The 14,749-nt window shown below is 65.9% G+C and carries 15 protein-coding genes; 8 read left to right on the top strand and 7 right to left on the bottom strand.

Going from position 1 to position 14,749, the window contains the following annotated elements:
- Nucleotides 1–164 precede the first annotated feature (164 nt).
- Both ACSQ24_RS16330 and ACSQ24_RS16335 read right to left on the bottom strand, forming a co-directional pair.
- The gene (locus ACSQ24_RS16330; protein ID WP_436095690.1) at nucleotides 165–569 is read right to left on the bottom strand and encodes a type II toxin-antitoxin system VapC family toxin; all 405 of its coding nucleotides are present in this window, start codon (nucleotides 567–569) and stop codon (nucleotides 165–167) included.
- Complete coding sequence (locus ACSQ24_RS16335) at nucleotides 566–808, bottom strand: type II toxin-antitoxin system VapB family antitoxin (protein ID WP_436095691.1); 243 nt, start codon at nucleotides 806–808, stop codon at nucleotides 566–568. The genes ACSQ24_RS16330 and ACSQ24_RS16335 overlap by 4 nt, the downstream gene beginning before the upstream one ends.
- Before the next feature lie 239 nt (nucleotides 809–1,047).
- On the opposite strand from ACSQ24_RS16335, the gene ACSQ24_RS16340 reads away from it, so the two are divergent.
- Nucleotides 1,048–2,085 (top strand): esterase, encoded by a 1,038-nt coding sequence (locus tag ACSQ24_RS16340; RefSeq protein WP_436095692.1) that lies wholly within the window; start codon nucleotides 1,048–1,050, stop codon nucleotides 2,083–2,085.
- On the opposite strand, the gene ACSQ24_RS16345 is transcribed toward ACSQ24_RS16340, so the two are convergent.
- Nucleotides 2,009–2,980, bottom strand: a complete 972-nt coding sequence (locus tag ACSQ24_RS16345; protein WP_436095693.1) for a LysR family transcriptional regulator — start codon at nucleotides 2,978–2,980, stop codon at nucleotides 2,009–2,011. The genes ACSQ24_RS16340 and ACSQ24_RS16345 overlap by 77 nt on opposite strands.
- A 96-nt stretch (nucleotides 2,981–3,076) precedes the next feature.
- Here ACSQ24_RS16345 and ACSQ24_RS16350 point away from each other — a divergent pair, with 96 nt between their 5' ends.
- The 3 genes from ACSQ24_RS16350 (at nucleotide 3,077) to ACSQ24_RS16360 (ending at nucleotide 5,657) form a co-directional block, all read left to right on the top strand.
- On the top strand, nucleotides 3,077–3,292 hold the full coding sequence (locus ACSQ24_RS16350) for a hypothetical protein (RefSeq protein ID WP_436095694.1): 216 nt from the start codon (nucleotides 3,077–3,079) through the stop codon (nucleotides 3,290–3,292).
- Nucleotides 3,293–3,474: 182 nt separating this feature from the next.
- The gene (locus tag ACSQ24_RS16355) at nucleotides 3,475–4,098 is read left to right on the top strand and encodes a hypothetical protein (RefSeq protein ID WP_436095695.1); all 624 of its coding nucleotides are present in this window, start codon (nucleotides 3,475–3,477) and stop codon (nucleotides 4,096–4,098) included.
- 65 nt (nucleotides 4,099–4,163) lie between these two features.
- Complete coding sequence (locus ACSQ24_RS16360) at nucleotides 4,164–5,657, top strand: S1 family peptidase (protein WP_436095696.1); 1,494 nt, start codon at nucleotides 4,164–4,166, stop codon at nucleotides 5,655–5,657.
- A gap of 13 nt (nucleotides 5,658–5,670) precedes the next feature.
- Here ACSQ24_RS16360 and gor read toward each other — a convergent pair whose 3' ends face one another.
- Together gor and ACSQ24_RS16370 are read right to left on the bottom strand one after the other, a co-directional pair.
- A complete protein-coding gene (gene gor / locus ACSQ24_RS16365; RefSeq protein WP_436095697.1) occupies nucleotides 5,671–7,044 on the bottom strand; it encodes a glutathione-disulfide reductase in 1,374 nt (457 codons plus the stop codon).
- Entirely contained in the window at nucleotides 7,037–8,206 is a 1,170-nt protein-coding gene (locus ACSQ24_RS16370; protein WP_436097907.1) for an O-antigen ligase family protein, read from the bottom strand. The genes gor and ACSQ24_RS16370 overlap by 8 nt, the downstream gene beginning before the upstream one ends.
- A 419-nt stretch (nucleotides 8,207–8,625) precedes the next feature.
- Here ACSQ24_RS16370 and ACSQ24_RS16375 point away from each other — a divergent pair, with 419 nt between their 5' ends.
- The 3 genes from ACSQ24_RS16375 (at nucleotide 8,626) to ACSQ24_RS16385 (ending at nucleotide 11,653) form a co-directional block, all read left to right on the top strand.
- Nucleotides 8,626–9,588 carry a Bug family tripartite tricarboxylate transporter substrate binding protein gene (locus ACSQ24_RS16375; protein WP_436095698.1) on the top strand — a complete coding sequence of 321 codons (963 nt, stop codon included), beginning with the start codon at nucleotides 8,626–8,628 and terminating at the stop codon, nucleotides 9,586–9,588.
- An 87-nt stretch (nucleotides 9,589–9,675) separates the two neighbouring features.
- On the top strand, nucleotides 9,676–10,140 hold the full coding sequence (locus ACSQ24_RS16380; RefSeq protein WP_436095699.1) for a tripartite tricarboxylate transporter TctB family protein: 465 nt from the start codon (nucleotides 9,676–9,678) through the stop codon (nucleotides 10,138–10,140).
- Nucleotides 10,141–10,153: 13 nt separating this feature from the next.
- On the top strand, nucleotides 10,154–11,653 hold the full coding sequence (locus ACSQ24_RS16385) for a tripartite tricarboxylate transporter permease (RefSeq protein ID WP_436095700.1): 1,500 nt from the start codon (nucleotides 10,154–10,156) through the stop codon (nucleotides 11,651–11,653).
- A 123-nt stretch (nucleotides 11,654–11,776) separates the two neighbouring features.
- Here the strand turns inward: ACSQ24_RS16385 and ACSQ24_RS16390 are convergent, their stop codons facing one another.
- Complete coding sequence (locus tag ACSQ24_RS16390; RefSeq protein ID WP_436095701.1) at nucleotides 11,777–12,277, bottom strand: N-acetyltransferase family protein; 501 nt, start codon at nucleotides 12,275–12,277, stop codon at nucleotides 11,777–11,779.
- Nucleotides 12,278–12,593: 316 nt separating this feature from the next.
- Here ACSQ24_RS16390 and ACSQ24_RS16395 point away from each other — a divergent pair, with 316 nt between their 5' ends.
- Nucleotides 12,594–14,021, top strand: coding sequence for an APC family permease (locus ACSQ24_RS16395; protein ID WP_436095702.1), 1,428 nt, complete (start codon nucleotides 12,594–12,596; stop codon nucleotides 14,019–14,021).
- Nucleotides 14,022–14,211: 190 nt separating this feature from the next.
- Here the strand turns inward: ACSQ24_RS16395 and ACSQ24_RS16400 are convergent, their stop codons facing one another.
- Entirely contained in the window at nucleotides 14,212–14,706 is a 495-nt protein-coding gene (locus ACSQ24_RS16400; protein ID WP_436095703.1) for a DUF2059 domain-containing protein, read from the bottom strand.
- Between the last annotated feature and the right edge of the window lie 43 nt (nucleotides 14,707–14,749).

A 14,749-nucleotide genomic window follows, 5' to 3' on the forward strand; every position in this document is an offset into this window, starting at 1 on the left:
AGAGCTGCCGGCCTCAGCGCGAAAGAGCGAATCCCGCCAGGTGGTTGGCGCGATCCGCTGCCAGATCGATTCCGGGCTTTGCCACATCGATTCAAGCTGCTGCGGCGCGGATTCAGCCGGCTCAGATTTTGAATCATGCGAAACAGGCGGGAGCCGGCTCGCCGTCAGGCCGGCGTGATGTCGGTTCGGCCAAAGTCGTCGCCCCTGAACAGCAGGCCGGCACCGAGATGCTTCGCCGTCGCATAGGAGAAGCAGTCGCCGAGGTTGAGGATGCCGGGATAGCCAGGACCGATACCGTAGCGGTCGGCGGCCTCTATCGCGAGAGCGGTGATCCCCATATCAGGCGCGACAGGCTCGATGCCGGCCGTCTGCACGAACTCCTGAACGAGAGCCAGACCCCTCGTTCTCGCCACCGCCTTTCTCCGTGCGACCGCGCAAGCAGCTTCCCAGATCGTCACGGCCGAGGCGAAGCGCATCGTCTTATGCGCGTCGAGCCGCTCCGACAGCATCGAAGCGTCGGCCTCCTCCAGCATGATGGAGACGATCGCGGACGCATCGAGGACGATCACCGCCGTTCGCCGCTCAGCTCGTCATAGAAATCCCTGTCGGGCATCGGCCCCTTGTCCGGCAAGGCCCGCAGCTTCTCGTGGAGTGGCCGGAGCTTCTCCCACAGCGTCGGCTCCGCAGCGTCCCGCTCCGCCTTTTCCTTCAGCGCGCGGTGGATGATCTCGGTCACGCCCGTGCCATGCCGGCGGGCGAGCTCGCGCGCCAGCGCCTCGACAGTGTCGTTCTTGATGCTCAGGCCCATCTCATGCCCCGGGGCGTACCGCCCGCTCCATTCTAGAACCGCCTCCGCCTCTTCTAGAAAATAGAAGTGAAACCCTCGTCCTGCAACTTGCGAACCTCCGCCCATTGATGCACCGCCTGCATCAAGCGCTCCGGCATTTGCATTTCACACCTGCCCGCAAAGGCCATTGTCTCCCTCGCGCGGCGCGGCCGAAGATGGCCACGCAACCAAGAACGCCGGTCGCGGCGACGGGAGGAACCATGAGACGTCACGTTCTGGCGGCCGCTATCGGCCTGGCCTGCGGCCTCGGTACGGCGCAGGCCCAGCAGGCGCAGGAGCCGATCTCCCTGCGCGGGATGGGCTCCTTCCATGTCGGCGGCAAGCTGGTCGAGATATCGGGCCGGCCGGTGAAGGACGTGGTGTTCACGCCTGGCGGTACCCCTGCCCGCGTCGATCCGAACGGGACCTACCAGACCGGGCAGATGTATGTGCAGTACTTCCTGCCCCAGAACGAGCGCGGCTCCGTCCCGCTCCTGCTCTGGCATGGCGGCGGCATGACCGGCGTCAACTACGAGACGACGCCGGACGGGCGCCAGGGCTGGCTCGAATTCTTCCTGCGCAAGGGCTGGTCGATCTACAATTCCGACGCGGTCGAGCGCGGGCGCTCGGGCTGGGCGATGTATCCCGACGTGATCCCCGGCGAGCCGGTCTTCCTGACCACGGCGAACCCGTTCGAGCGCTTCCGCATCGGCGCAAGCGGCGGTTACGACGGCGATCCGTCGAAGCGCAAATACCTGCCGGGCAGTCAGTTCCCGGCCGAGGGCTACGACAATTTCGTCAAGCAGATCGTGCCGCGCTGGACCTCAACCGACCAGATGATCATCGACGCCTACATCGCCGAGGTCGATAAGGTCTGCCCCTGCGTGATCGCCTTCCACAGCCAGTCCGGCCAGTTCGGCTTCAAGGTGGCGCAGGCACGGCCCGACAAGGTCAAGGCGCTGATCGCGGTCGAGCCAGCCGGTATCGGCGACCCGGCCAAAGCGGCGGCGCTGAAGGACATCCCCGTGCTGATGGTGTTCGGCGACTATATCGAGCAGGACGCGCGCTGGCCGACGATCCGCAAGACCGCGACCGATTTCGGCGACAAGATCAGCGCCGCCGGCGGCTCGGTCGACGTCGTCAACCTGCCCGCCGTCGGCATCAAGGGCAATTCGCACATGATCATGCTGGACAAGAATAATCTTTCTGTCGCGCAACTGATCCAGGACTGGCTGGCGAAGAAGGGGCTGACGAAATAGCCACCGGTTCGCTCGCCTGCTGCAGCAGCCAATCGCGGAACAGGCTGATCTTGCGCGCGGTCCGCCGCCGCGACGGGTAGGTCAGCCAGTAGTCGTAGCCGCCGGCGAGCATCAGCTCGAAGGGCTGGATCAACAGCCCGGCGCAGAGCTCGTTCCGGAAGAAGACGGGCGAACTCATGGCCGCGCCATTGCTGGCGAGCGCGGCCGTGACTTCGAGCTGCTGCACGCTGAGATCGAACGGCGGCTCGCCGGTCGTGGCTTCGGAATTGACCCCGGCAGCAGTGAACCAGCGGTCCCAGGCCTCGGTCTTGCCGATCCGCTTCACCCGCAGCAGATCAGAGGGCTGCGGCGGGCGGCCGAGATCGCGGAACAGGTTCGGCCCGCAGAGCGGGGTGAACTCGCTCTTCATCAGCCAGTGCGCCTCCAGCCCCGGCCATTGGCCGGTGCCGCGACGGATCGCGACATCGCAATCGTCGACCTGCGGTTCGCTCAGCCCGACCTGCGTGACCATCCGCACTGCCAGCCCTGGGTTCTCGCACTGGAACAGGCCAAGGCGAGGCACCAGCCAGTTCGAGGCGATGGTCGGCAGCGCCTGGATCGAGAGCACGCCCTCGGCCGTCTCGGTCACCGCGGCGAAGGCTGCACGCAGCCCGTCGAAGGAATCCATCACCGACGATGCCAGGCGCTCGCCCGCCTCGGTTAACGCGACACGGCGCGACAGGCGCTGGAACAGCGGCAGGCCGAGCCGCTCCTCCAGCAGCTTGATCTGATAGCTGACCGCCGCCTGCGTCATGCCGAGCTCGGCGGCAGCGCGCGTGAAGCTGCCATGGCGCGCCGCGGCCTCGAAGGCGCGGACCGCGCTCAGCGGTGGCAGGCCTGTCGCCAGGTTACTCATCAGCTGGCCTTATATAAGAGGCGCGAAATCCAGTTTGTCTGCAGCCCGGCTCATCGGCATCCCTGATGCACAACCAAATCGCTCGGGAGCCGCATCATGTCGGCCGAAATCTGCACAAGCAATAGATATGTCAGCCTTATGCCAATACTGAAAACGGCACTGGCTCGCATCCGTCGATTCCAGCGCAATCGTCTGGTCGCGCTCAACGACCGGCTCGACCAGGAGGGACTGACTCCTCACATGGCGCGCGATGTCGGGCTCAACGATGCAAGCCTGATCCATGACAGCCGCCGCTCGGAGTTCGGCTCCTGAGCCATGGCGCGGCTGTCATGGCACCGGTTTTGAGGACATCATTGATCTCTTCGCCGGGTTCCATAGAGGGCGCTGGGCCAAGTCGGCGCCTGCAGTCGAGAATCTTCGATGAACGCCCCTTGACCTAACGTCATAAAGGATTTTAGCTCGCCTACAACTTGAAGCTGCAAGGAGCATGAAGCATGGTGTCCCATGCCGTTTCGCGGCTTTCTGCCAATATATTCGCCGGATCGGCCCTTGGCGGGCTGCTGGGCCTCCTGCTCGGAAGCAGCACGACTCCGCTGGTCGCGGGTGTCATGACCGGACTCGTGGCGCTGCTCGCCACATTCCTCGGGCTCAGCGAGCAGGCCGGGAACCGGCTCAGGATCGCAAGCCTGTTCCGGATCGGCGCGTTCGCCTGCGGCATGCTCGCAGGCGCCGTCACCGGGCTCATGGCACGGACGCATCAATGGTTCGCCCCATCCCTGGCAGATCAAATTCGTGAGGCCGTCAGTGTCGAGGAGCTGCCGCAGGGCGCGCGCGACACCGTCAAGCTGCTGCGCTACGGGCTTGCACCAGCCGGCAGCACCCCTTCGGACTCGCCCATCGTGAAAAACATGAGTCCGGGCTTCTATTCCACCTTGTCGAATTCGGACTGCAACCAACTTCGGCAGGTGACCGGCCCGGCGCGGCTGGATGCAATGAAAAGACAAGTAGGCACCGCTGCCGAATTTGCCGCGCGCATCGAGAATCTGCCGACGGAAGAGCGCAAAATGCTCATGCTCGCAGCGGCGCCATTCTATCTGTGCAGGGTCGACGCCCAATGAGCCGCCCGAGCCCGCTTCTCGCGCTATCCTTGGCCGCCATCCTGGCTGCTTCCACGCAAGCAGCCATGGCGCAGGCAGTTCCGACGCAGGCCAGGGTGGGAGCCGCACAGGCCGTGGTGAAGATCACCTCGCTGGGCTGTCGGCATAACAATGGCAGCGTGCCGGACCGGACCGGCACCGGCTTCCTGTTCGGCAGCACCGGCACCCTCGTCACCGCGCTGCATGTCGTTGCCAACTGCAGCAACGTCACGGCCTGGTTCGAGCAGGAACCAAACAAGCCGACGCGCGCGCTCTCGCTCGAGCGGACTCTGGCCAAGCGCGATCTCGCCCTGATGCGCATCGCGGGCACGTCTGCGCAAACGCCGTTGCAAGTCGGGCAGGTGCCCAGCCCGGGCAAGCCGTTGGCAGCAGTCGGCTATGCGCTTGACCAGGCCTCGATGCAGGACTGGGATTCGGCGCTGGCGCTCGGAACCCTGAAGCCGCCCGACGGCACGTCGACCATCGTCGAAATGCTCGATCCGGCCACGGCGCAGTCGATGTCCACCTCGACCGTTTCGATCTACGAGCGCGTCCTGCGGTTTTCGAGCCATTTCCAGCCCGGCATGTCGGGGGGGCCGGTCATCGACCAGAGCGGCCAGGTCATCGGCGTCGTCGGCGGCGGCATGCGGCAAGGCCTCGCGCCAGTGAGCTGGGCCTGGCCTACCACGCTGCTGCCGGCGCTGCTGGCGTCGACCGAGCCGGTCACGGTACAGTTCTCCTACCAACAGGCCTTCTATGCCCTGCAGGCCCCTGCGACGGGCCCGCGCCAGTCGATCACCTGCGGAGAGCTGAGTTTCGGGCGTGTCCGCCGCGCCAGCTTCACCGATGTCGCGGCCTCGGCCGATGACCAGCCGCGCATCGCCCACATCGTCAATGTCTCCACGCTCCCGCGCGCCCAGATCGACGCGTTCACCTTCGATATCTGGCGCGATCCGGCCAGCGGCGCGACCTTCGCCACGCCGGAGAATGTGACGCTCCAGCAGCAGAACGGCTATTGCGAGTTCACTTCGGCTGACCAGATCTTCCGCCAGTTCGTCCAGGGACGCCGGGTCGCGACACCGTGGGACGTGAACACTGTCTCGACGCAGTTCGAGCAGCAATTCGCGGGGCGCTATTTCGTCCCGCAGTTCGGCTCCTTCGGCGACCAGCATCTGACGACGACAGGGCCCATGATGCGCAACGAAACCAGCAACGGCGTCATGCTGGTCCCGTTCAATCCGATGGCGCCGCAGGATCCCGCGCAGCGAGGCGTCGCATTCGTCGTCTATCGCAAAGGCGTGATGATGCCGCGCGGCTACATGCTGCCTGGTGCTCCGCCACCGCACACCGTCCATGCGTTCGAGACGATCGTGGCGAAAGGCGAGGCCTTTCTCGGCGTACAGGCGATCAACGAGCGCTACATGCCGCCGCCATGCTCGCCACAGCCGGGACAGCCCGGCTGTGTCGTCGACCGCGGCTACATGGCGACCTTCGCCCAGTTCGTCCTTGCAACCCAGCTCGCGACCTTCCCGGTCAACTGACAAGATTGCGGAGCTACAGCGCGCTCTTGCGCGGCGTTCGCATGGTGACGAGTTCCTCGGCCGCGCTCGGATGCAGGGCGATGGTCCGGTCGAAATCGGCCTTGGTCGCGCCCATGGTGACGGCGATGGCGACCGACTGGATGATCTCGCCGGCATCGTGGCCGAGGATATGGACGCCGATGACCCGGTCGGTCTCAGCATCCACAACGAGCTTCATGTAGATGCGCTCGTCCCGGCCCGAGATCGTCGCCTTCATCGGCCGGAAACCGGTCTCGAAGATGCGCAGCTGACGGCCCGCCGCAAGCGCCTGCTGCTCGGTGAGGCCGACCGAGCCAAGCTCCGGCGTCGTAAAGACAGCCGAGGCGACGAGGGTGTGGTCGACTGTCCAGGGCTTGTTGCCGAAGGTCGAGTCGGCGAAGGCGTGGCCCTCGCGGATCGCGACCGGGGTCAGGTTGATGCGGTCGGTGACGTCGCCAACCGCGGCGATCGACGGGACATTGGAGAGCGAGGCGGCATCGACCAGAACCTGGCCGCGAGGCCCGAGGTTCACACCGGCAGCCTCGAGCCCGAGGCCGGCCGTATTGGGGCGGCGCCCGGTCGCGACGAGCACGACATCGGCATCGATCGGTGCGCCATGGGCGCAACGGGCCCGGCGCGAGCCGTCCGGCAGCAACTCGATCCGGTCGATGGTGCAGCCGAGGCGCAAGGTGATGCCGGCATGGCCGAGTGCATCGCGAAGACGCGAGCGCAGATCCTCGTCGAAGCCGCGCAGGACATTGTCGCCGCGATGCAGCAGCGTGACCGAGACGCCAAGCCGCGCGAAGACGCTGGCGAATTCGAGCGCGATATAGCCGCCGCCGACCACCAGCATGCGCCTGGGCAGGCTCGGCAGATGGAAGACTTCGTTGGAGGAGATGCCAAGCTCGCCGCCCGGGATCGGCGGGTCGAAGGCAGGATGACCGCCGGTGGCGACCAGGATGTGACGGGCGCTGACCACCTCGCCGCTCTTCTGGAGCCGGATCGCATGCGGCCCTTCGACGATGGCGCGCTCCTCGCGGATCTCGACCATCGCGGCGTCGAGCCCCTTGCGATAGAGCCCGGAGAGCCGCGTCACCTCATTGGCGACGGCATCGCGCAGCGTCGGCCAGTCGAACTCCGGCTTGCCGACCTTCCAGCCGAAGCCGGCGGCATCCTCGAACTCGTCGGCAAAGCGGCTAGCGTAAACGAAAAGCTTCTTCGGCACGCAGCCGCGGATGACGCAGGTGCCGCCGATGCGGTCCTCCTCGGCGATCATCACGCGGGCGCCGTGGCCGGCCGCGATGCGGGCGGCGCGGGTGCCGCCCGATCCCGCGCCGATGACGAAGAGATCGACGTCGAACTCAGCCATGAGCGTCTCCCTGCCGCGGCGCGGCATCCATAACGAACCAGAGAATGGCGGCGCCGAGCCCGGCGATCCACCAACCTTGCCAGGCCCCGTGTCCGACCGTTGCGATCGAGAAGGCCGCCGCGAACAGGGCAAGGCGCGGCGCCAGCTCCGCCGCCGGCAGGCGCCGCAACCGGGCGAACAGCAGAAGGCCGCCGAGCGTCAGCAGGCCGGCGCCGATGGCGCCGGTCTCGGCCCAGGCCTGCAGCGGCATGTCATGGGGATGGCCGACTCCCAGCAGCGTCCTACGCTCAGCCGAGACCTCCGCCGCTACCGGATGCTGGTGCATGGTCGCCGAGGTCCCGAATCCGGCCCCGGCAAGCGGCCGCGCCCGGACGACCTCGCCGAAGCTGTCCCAGATGTCGATCCGCGCCTGCGCGCTCATGACGTCGAGGCGATTGAGCACGAAGGACGGCAACAGCTTTTCGGCCGTAGGACCAAGCAGCGGGGCGATCGCCATGGTCAGGACGAAGGCGAGCGCGGTCACCGCGAGCGCGACACGCGGCGCGATGGCTGCGAAGGCCCAGCTGAGGACCAACACCAGAGATCCGAGCTTGGCGGCCTCGCTCTCGGAGCGGAAGACGAAGACGATGACGACAGCCGCCAGCAAGGCGGAAAGAGCGCGATCGAGCCATCCTGCCGGCCGCGACCAGAGCGCATGGACAGTCGGCACAGCCAGCAGCAGGAGGACAATCGCCGGGCGGTTGAAGACGAAGCTCATCATCTTGCCGGTGCCGAGCGCGGCGCGCTGCGACATCCCCGAGGCAAGTTCGATCATCACCAGCACGGCCGCGGCGATGATCGTCAAGGCGAGCGCGCGCACCAGCAATGGCATCGGCCGCCATTGGCCGGACGCAGCGATCACCAAGGCGAACACGATCGGCAGGACCAGTTCTCCCCAGGCCAGCAGGGACGCTGACGGCTTGTGGCTCCAGCCTATCGAGATCAGCGCCCAGGCGAGGAAGGTGGCGATCGCAAGCGCCACCGGCGCCGTCAGCAGCCGACGCAGGCGCGCGATGCTCGCACTGACCGGCTCCGAGAGCAGCGCTGCACCAAGGAAGGCCGCCGCGGCGAGGCCGAGCATCAGCGGCGCGGAGCGGTTCGCCAGCCACATGGCGAGCGGCATCAACACGAGACAAACACTACCCGCGACGCGAACACTACCCGCGACGCGAAGGCTTCGGCTTGCCGCCGACTCTCCTGCACGTGACGGCGAAGCATCTGAATGGGCTGATGGAGAGGTCTGACTCATGCGCTGGGGCTTACGCGATGGGGCATGCCGCGCCTAGAGCATGTTCCGCAGATGTGGTCACCGCTTTGCGACGACGCTGGGAACGAGCCGTGCGAAAAGGGCGCCCGAGATTTACGACCTTTGGCGACCTCTATCGCGGTTACTCGTCGAATTTTCGTGCGCTCGCAGGCCTCTCAGGCGAAACATCTTGACTTGTGATTATGCAATCAGGCGCAATTGATCCGCGGTCCGATGCAGTGCCACAGGCGAGCGTCGACAATCGGTGCGTCAAAACGTGCCACTGGGAGGTAACTATGCTGACGTCCTTCATCAAGCGCGGGGCCGTGGCCGCCGTCGCTCTCGCGGGCCTCACCACGGCCGCCTTCGCCCAGATGGAATTGAAGATCATGGCTCCCGCCGCGCCGGGCGGCGGCTGGGACGGCACGGCCCGGTCGATGCAGCAGGCGCTGACCGCTGCCGGCATCGCCAAGAGCGTGCAGGTGACCAACGTCACCGGCGCCGGCGGCACCATCGGCCTCGCCCAGCTGATCAACGCCAAGGGCGATGGCAGCCAGCTGATGGTCAACGGCTTCGTCATGGTCGGCGCGATCCTGCTCAACAAGTCGCCGGTGAACCTGACGCAGACCACGCCGATCGCGCGGCTGACCGCCGAGGCGCTGGTCATCGTCGTGCCGACGGACTCGCCGATCAAGAACGCCAAGGATCTCGCCGACCGCGTCAAGGCCGACCCGGCCAAGGTGACCTGGGCCGGCGGCTCGGCCGGCGGCGCCGACCACATCCTCGCGGCGCTATTTGCGGAAGCCGCCGGCGGCGATGCGAAGAAGATCAACTACATCCCGTTCTCGGGCGGCGGCGAAGCGCTCGCGGCGATGCTCGGCGGCCGCGTCACCGCCGGCATCTCGGGCTATGGCGAGTTCGAGGGCCAGATCAAGGCGGGCAAGCTGCGCGTCGTCGGCGTCAGCGCCAGCAAGCGCCTCGCCAATGCTCCGGACGCCCCGACCCTGAAGGAAGGCGGCGTCAACGTCGAGTTGCTGAACTGGCGTTCGGTCGTGGCCCCTCCGGGCCTCAGCGACGCCCAGAAGACCGAGCTCTCCGGCGCGATCGACAAGCTGGCCAAGTCGAAGGAATGGGCCGAGATCCTCAAGGCCCGCGGCTGGGACGACGCCTATCTCGGCAGCGCCGAGTTCGATGCGTTCCTGAAGAACGAGACCGTCCGCGTCGAGAAGGTCATGAAGGATGTCGGCCTGGTGAAGTAAGGCCCCTCCGAGACCTCAATCGAGGGCGGGCAGCCGCGAGGCCGCCCGCCCTTCGTCACCTTACGCTCCAGACAGACGGTCGCGCCCATGTCCCGCTCCTACGACCGCCCTGCCCTTGTGGTCGGGCTCCTGCTCCTGGCGGCCGCCGCGATCGTCGCCTTCGATGCCTCGCGCCAGACGATCACCTCGAACTACGGCGTCGGGCCGACCGCGATGCCCTATGTCGTCTGCATCGGGCTCACCGTGCTCGGGCTGGCGCACTTCATCGTCGCCTTCAAGGACGGATTGCCGAAGCCGGAGGAGGCCGACGGCAAGGCTCTGCTCTGGATCATCGGCGGCCTGGTCGGCCTCGTCGCCTGCATCGCGCTCGGCGGCGGCTTCATCATCGCCACCGCGATCATCTTCGCCTGCACGGCGCGCGGGTTTGGGCGGGACGCGCTCATCGTCGACATCGTCATCGGGGCGGTGCTCGGCGCCATCATCTATGTGGTCTTCCTCAAGCTCCTGACCCTGTCATTGCCGGCCGGGCCGCTCGAAGCGCTGCTGAGCTGAAGGAACACGCACCATGGAAACCCTGCTCTCGCTCGCCAACGGCTTCTCAGTCGCCCTCGAGCCCTCCAAGCTGCTGTTCTGCCTGATCGGCGTCTTCCTCGGCACCGCCGTCGGCGTGCTGCCGGGCATCGGCCCGGCGCTCACCGTGGCGCTCCTGCTGCCGGTGACCTTCAAGCTCGATCCGGCCGGCTCGCTGATCATGTTCGCCGGCATCTATTATGGCGGCATGTATGGCGGCTCGACCACCGCGATCCTGCTCAATGCGCCAGGCGAGAGTGCTTCTCTAGCGACCGCGCTCGAAGGCTCGAAGATGGCCAAGGCCGGCCGCGGCGGCCCGGCGCTGGCGACGGCGGCGATCGGCTCCTTCGTCGCCGGCCTGATCGCGACGATCGGCCTCGCCTTCCTGGCGCCCTGGCTGGTCGAGCTGGCGGTCAAGTTCGGCCCCTGGGACTATTTCGCGCTGATGATCGTCGCCTTCGTCACGGTGTCGGCGACCTTCGGCGATTCGCCTCTGCGCGGCCTGACCAGCCTGTTTCTCGGCATGCTGCTCGGCCTGATCGGCATCGACAAATTGACCGGCCAGGCGCGCCTGACCTTCGGCGTGCCCGAACTGCTCAACGGCGTCGAGGTGACGACACTGGCGGTCGGCCTGTTCGCCGTCGGCGAGGCGCTCTATGTCGCCTCGAAGCGCTGGCGCGAGCCGGAGGAGATCATCCCGATCAAGGGCTCGCTCTGGATGAACAAGCAGGACTGGAAGCGCTCCTGGGCGCCCTGGCTGCGCGGCACCGCCTTCGGCTTCCCGATCGGCGCACTCCCCGCGGGTGGCGCCGAGGTGCCGACCTTCCTGAGCTACTCGACCGAGAAGAAGCTCTGCAAATATCCGGAGGAGTTCGGCAAGGGCGCGATCGAGGGCGTCGCCGGGCCGGAGGCCGCCAACAATGCCTCGGCCGCCGGCACGCTGGTGCCGCTGCTGACGCTCGGCCTGCCGACCTCGGCGACGGCGGCGATCATGCTCGCCGGCTTCCAGCAATACGGGCTCAATCCCGGCCCGCTGCTTTTTGCCGAGAAGCCGGACCTGGTCTGGGGCCTGATCGCCTCGCTGTTCATCGCCAACGTCATGCTGGTGATCCTGAACCTGCCGCTGATCGGGCTCTGGGTGCGGCTGCTGGCGATCCCGCAGCCTTGGCTCTATGCCGGTATCCTGGTGTTCGCGACCATGGGCACGCTTGCGGTCAACCCCTCGCCGGTCGAGCTCGGCATGCTCTTCGGCTTCGGCTATCTCGGCTATCTGATGCGGCGCTATGATTATCCGGTCGCGCCGATGGTGGTCGGGCTGATTCTCGGGCCGATGGCGGAGGCGCAGTTGCGCCGCGCCTTGCAGATCAGCCTCGGCGATCCGATGATCCTGCTGGAAAATCCGATCTCGGCGACATTGCTCGGCATCGCCTTCATCGCGCTGGTCGCGCCCTTCGTGATGAACGGGCTGAACAAGTTCAAAGCGGCTGAAGACTAGGGCGCGTATTCATAAATCTTGGCCCTATCGGCTTCGCTCCAATAGCGACACCTCAGTGCGGGTGCGGCAAATGACGCGACCTGGGCTGCTGAGCCTCGCGACATGGAGGATCAACGCGCATCCTCAAGGGTGAACGGGTAGCGTTATCGACATCTCGGACGTCCGGTTCCATCCAAGTTTCTCATACATGGGCGTTGCCATCGCGGTTGCATGCAGGATGAGGTACTGAAGGCTGCGCCGCTTCGCTTCCTCGACAGCGATTTCCATTAACGCACGTGCGAAACCTTGTCCGCGGCAGAACGGCTCAACAAACACGTTTAGGATGTAGCCGCGACGGGCTTGCAGAGGGTGAGATGGGTGAGGAGGCCAGTCGATCACCATCATTCCTAGTCCGGCCACTTCGATCCCATCGACTAGCGCAAACCAGCCGAAGTACGAGCCATCATCAAGGCGCGGCTTCAACCATTCCTTAAAAGCATCCGTCGATGGCTGTACGATCGCGTCAGTACGGCCTGACGCCTTGAACATCTCGTGACGATGACGGCAAATCAAATCGAGATCAGCGGCGGTCACTGGACGAAATATGGCCCCGCTACGGTCGGCCGAGGTTTGCTCAGAAATCATACGTCCTCCGGTAGCCCACATTCAAATTCACGGCGGCACCAGTATAGCGAGTGTGCCGCTGCGCTCGAAACAGTCCAACCCTGCTAGTCATGGAAATTCGCAACGTTAGCACTCCCGTTACCAGTAGCAGGGCATCGGGTTTGTCGGCTTTTGGCCGCTTTCGACTGATTCAGTCCGGGACGTAGGCTGGCCGATGTCCGGTTTGCACGCGACGTGCGACCGGGGCGGCACGCCCCGGTTGCGCTTGAACAGATATGGCGTGACTGTGGTTCTCCCCTTCACCGGCCGCTTCCGGCCCGTCTAGCGAGGATGAACCATGAGCGAGACAACGCTGGCCCAAGCAGCCGTAACGCAAGCCCCAAGCGCCGAGCCGAGCCTCCATCGCGTGATGGGCCCATGGCTGCTGCTGCTCTTCATCGTCGGCGACATTCTCGGCACCGGCATCTACGCGCTCACCGGCCAGGTGGCGAAGCAGGTCGGCGGGGTCGTCTGGCTGCCCTTCCTGGTCGCCTTCGTCGTCGCGATGATCACGGCGTTCAGCTATCTCGAACTGGTCACCAAGTATCCGCGTGCCGCCGGCGCCGCGCTCTATACGCACAAAGCCTTCGGCATCCATTTCATCACCTTCATCGTCGCCTTCGCGGTGATGTGCTCGGGCATCACCTCGGCCTCGACCGCCTCGCGCGCCTTCGCCGCCAACATGTCGAGCGCCTTCGGGCTGAACCTCTCCGGCGGCATGGGCATCACTTTGATCGGGCTCGGCTTCATGGCGCTCGTCGCCGCGGTCAATTTCCGCGGCGTCGGCGAGAGCGTGAAGGCGAACGTCGTGCTGACCTGCGTCGAGCTGACCGGCCTCCTGATCGTGATCTTCATCGGCCTGTGGGCGATCGCCGCCGGCCAGGGCGACGTCTCGCGCATCACCCAGTTCAAGCCGGCTGCCGATGGCGGCATGTTCTGGCCGGTGATCGCCGCAACCACCCTCGCCTTCTTCGCCATGGTCGGCTTCGAGGACTCGGTCAACATGGCCGAGGAGACCAAGGACCCGACGCGGATCTTCCCGAAGATCCTGCTCGCCGGCCTCGTCATCACCGGCACGATCTATGTGCTGGTCTCTGTCTCGGCGATCACACTGGTGACGCCGGAAGCCCTCGGCGAAGGCGAGACGCCGCTGCTCAAGGTGGTCGCGGCCGGCGCGCCGAACTTCCCGATCTGGATCTTCGGCTTCATCACCATGTTCGCCGTCGCCAACAGCGCGCTGATCAACATGCTGATGGCGAGCCGGCTGGTCTACGGCATGAGCCGCGAGCATGTGCTGCCGCCGGCGCTCGGCAAGGTCCATCCGACGCGCCGCAGTCCCTATGTCGCGATCGGCTTCACCACGCTGCTCGCCTTCGCTCTGATCACCTTCGTCGGCGAGGTGCCGGCACTGGGCGGCACGACAGCGCTGCTGCTGCTCTGCGTCTTCACCATCGTCAACATCGCCGTGCTGATGCTGCGCAAGGACACCGTCGAGCACGAGCATTTCCGCACGCCGACGATCCTGCCAATCGCCGGGGCGATCTTCTGCGCCTTCTTTGCCGGTCCCTGGACCGGGCGCGACCCGGTCCAGTACAAGATCGCCGGCATCCTGATCGGGATCGGCGTCGTGCTCTGGCTCGTCACCGTGATGGTCAACCGCGCCACCGGCGTGCAGCCGAGCGACCCGACGGTGGAAGACCTTGGCAGAGGCGGGCCGGTGAACTGAGGCGCCGTGATAGTGGCGCGTACGCGATATCCCCTCTCCCCCTGCGGGAGAGGGTTAGGGTGAGGGGTCGCGCAACGCTGGCCGCTGGCTCAGCCCCTCATTTCCTGGACCTTTCAAGACCTGAGCGACCCCTCATCCGGCCCTTCGGGCCACCTTCTCCCGCAAGGGGGAGGGAAGAAGGGACTTCAGCTCAGAGCTGGTGGCCGCGCTTGCGCATCTCGGCCTGGAAGAGGTCGAAAAGCCGGTTGCTGGTCGCTACGCTCCAGGGCTGCAGCAGCGCGAAGATCTCGTCGATCGCCTGCGGACGATAGGAGTTGTAGCGCTGGCCGACCGGTGAGTTGAAGAAGGCTGCGACGTCCTTGAGGTCGGCCTCCGTCATCTTGCTGGCAAAGACCCGGGCCGAGGAATCGACGATCTCGTCGCGACGTTGATCCGCCTCGGCCTTGAGCGCGGTCAGGACCTCGTCCATGTCCTTCTTCAGCTCGGGCCGGGTCGAGCCGATGTTCTGCCGGACACCGGCGGTGAATTCGGCATAGATCGAGTCGAAGGATTGCGACAAGCCGGAGGAGATCACGACCTCGCGGGCGGCCTTGAGGTGCTCCGGCGTCGGTGCCTGCTGCGCGAGCGCGGGCACCATGAACAACGCCAGCGAAAAAAGCGCGCCTGCCAGGCTGTGACGGATCATGCGGTTACCCCTTCGTCGATCGCCCGGATGCAGCGATTTCATT

The sequence above is a fragment of the Allobosea sp. LjRoot237 genome (genome assembly GCF_964253285.1).
Taxonomy (GTDB): Bacteria; Pseudomonadota; Alphaproteobacteria; order Rhizobiales; family Beijerinckiaceae; genus Allobosea.

Coding starts and splice junctions, on each gene's coding strand:
- ACSQ24_RS16335 (WP_436095691.1), bottom strand. CDS start 808: ATGGGCCTGAGCATCAAGAACGACACTGTCGAGGCGCTGGCGCGCGAG.
- ACSQ24_RS16340 (WP_436095692.1), top strand. CDS start 1,048: ATGAGACGTCACGTTCTGGCGGCCGCTATCGGCCTGGCCTGCGGCCTC.
- ACSQ24_RS16345 (WP_436095693.1), bottom strand. CDS start 2,980: ATGAGTAACCTGGCGACAGGCCTGCCACCGCTGAGCGCGGTCCGCGCC.
- ACSQ24_RS16350 (WP_436095694.1), top strand. CDS start 3,077: ATGTCGGCCGAAATCTGCACAAGCAATAGATATGTCAGCCTTATGCCA.
- ACSQ24_RS16355 (WP_436095695.1), top strand. CDS start 3,475: ATGGTGTCCCATGCCGTTTCGCGGCTTTCTGCCAATATATTCGCCGGA.
- ACSQ24_RS16360 (WP_436095696.1), top strand. CDS start 4,164: ATGGCGCAGGCAGTTCCGACGCAGGCCAGGGTGGGAGCCGCACAGGCC.
- gor (WP_436095697.1), bottom strand. CDS start 7,044: ATGGCTGAGTTCGACGTCGATCTCTTCGTCATCGGCGCGGGATCGGGC.
- ACSQ24_RS16370 (WP_436097907.1), bottom strand. CDS start 8,206: ATGCCGCTCGCCATGTGGCTGGCGAACCGCTCCGCGCCGCTGATGCTC.
- ACSQ24_RS16375 (WP_436095698.1), top strand. CDS start 8,626: ATGCTGACGTCCTTCATCAAGCGCGGGGCCGTGGCCGCCGTCGCTCTC.
- ACSQ24_RS16380 (WP_436095699.1), top strand. CDS start 9,676: ATGTCCCGCTCCTACGACCGCCCTGCCCTTGTGGTCGGGCTCCTGCTC.
- ACSQ24_RS16385 (WP_436095700.1), top strand. CDS start 10,154: ATGGAAACCCTGCTCTCGCTCGCCAACGGCTTCTCAGTCGCCCTCGAG.
- ACSQ24_RS16390 (WP_436095701.1), bottom strand. CDS start 12,277: ATGATTTCTGAGCAAACCTCGGCCGACCGTAGCGGGGCCATATTTCGT.
- ACSQ24_RS16395 (WP_436095702.1), top strand. CDS start 12,594: ATGAGCGAGACAACGCTGGCCCAAGCAGCCGTAACGCAAGCCCCAAGC.
- ACSQ24_RS16400 (WP_436095703.1), bottom strand. CDS start 14,706: ATGATCCGTCACAGCCTGGCAGGCGCGCTTTTTTCGCTGGCGTTGTTC.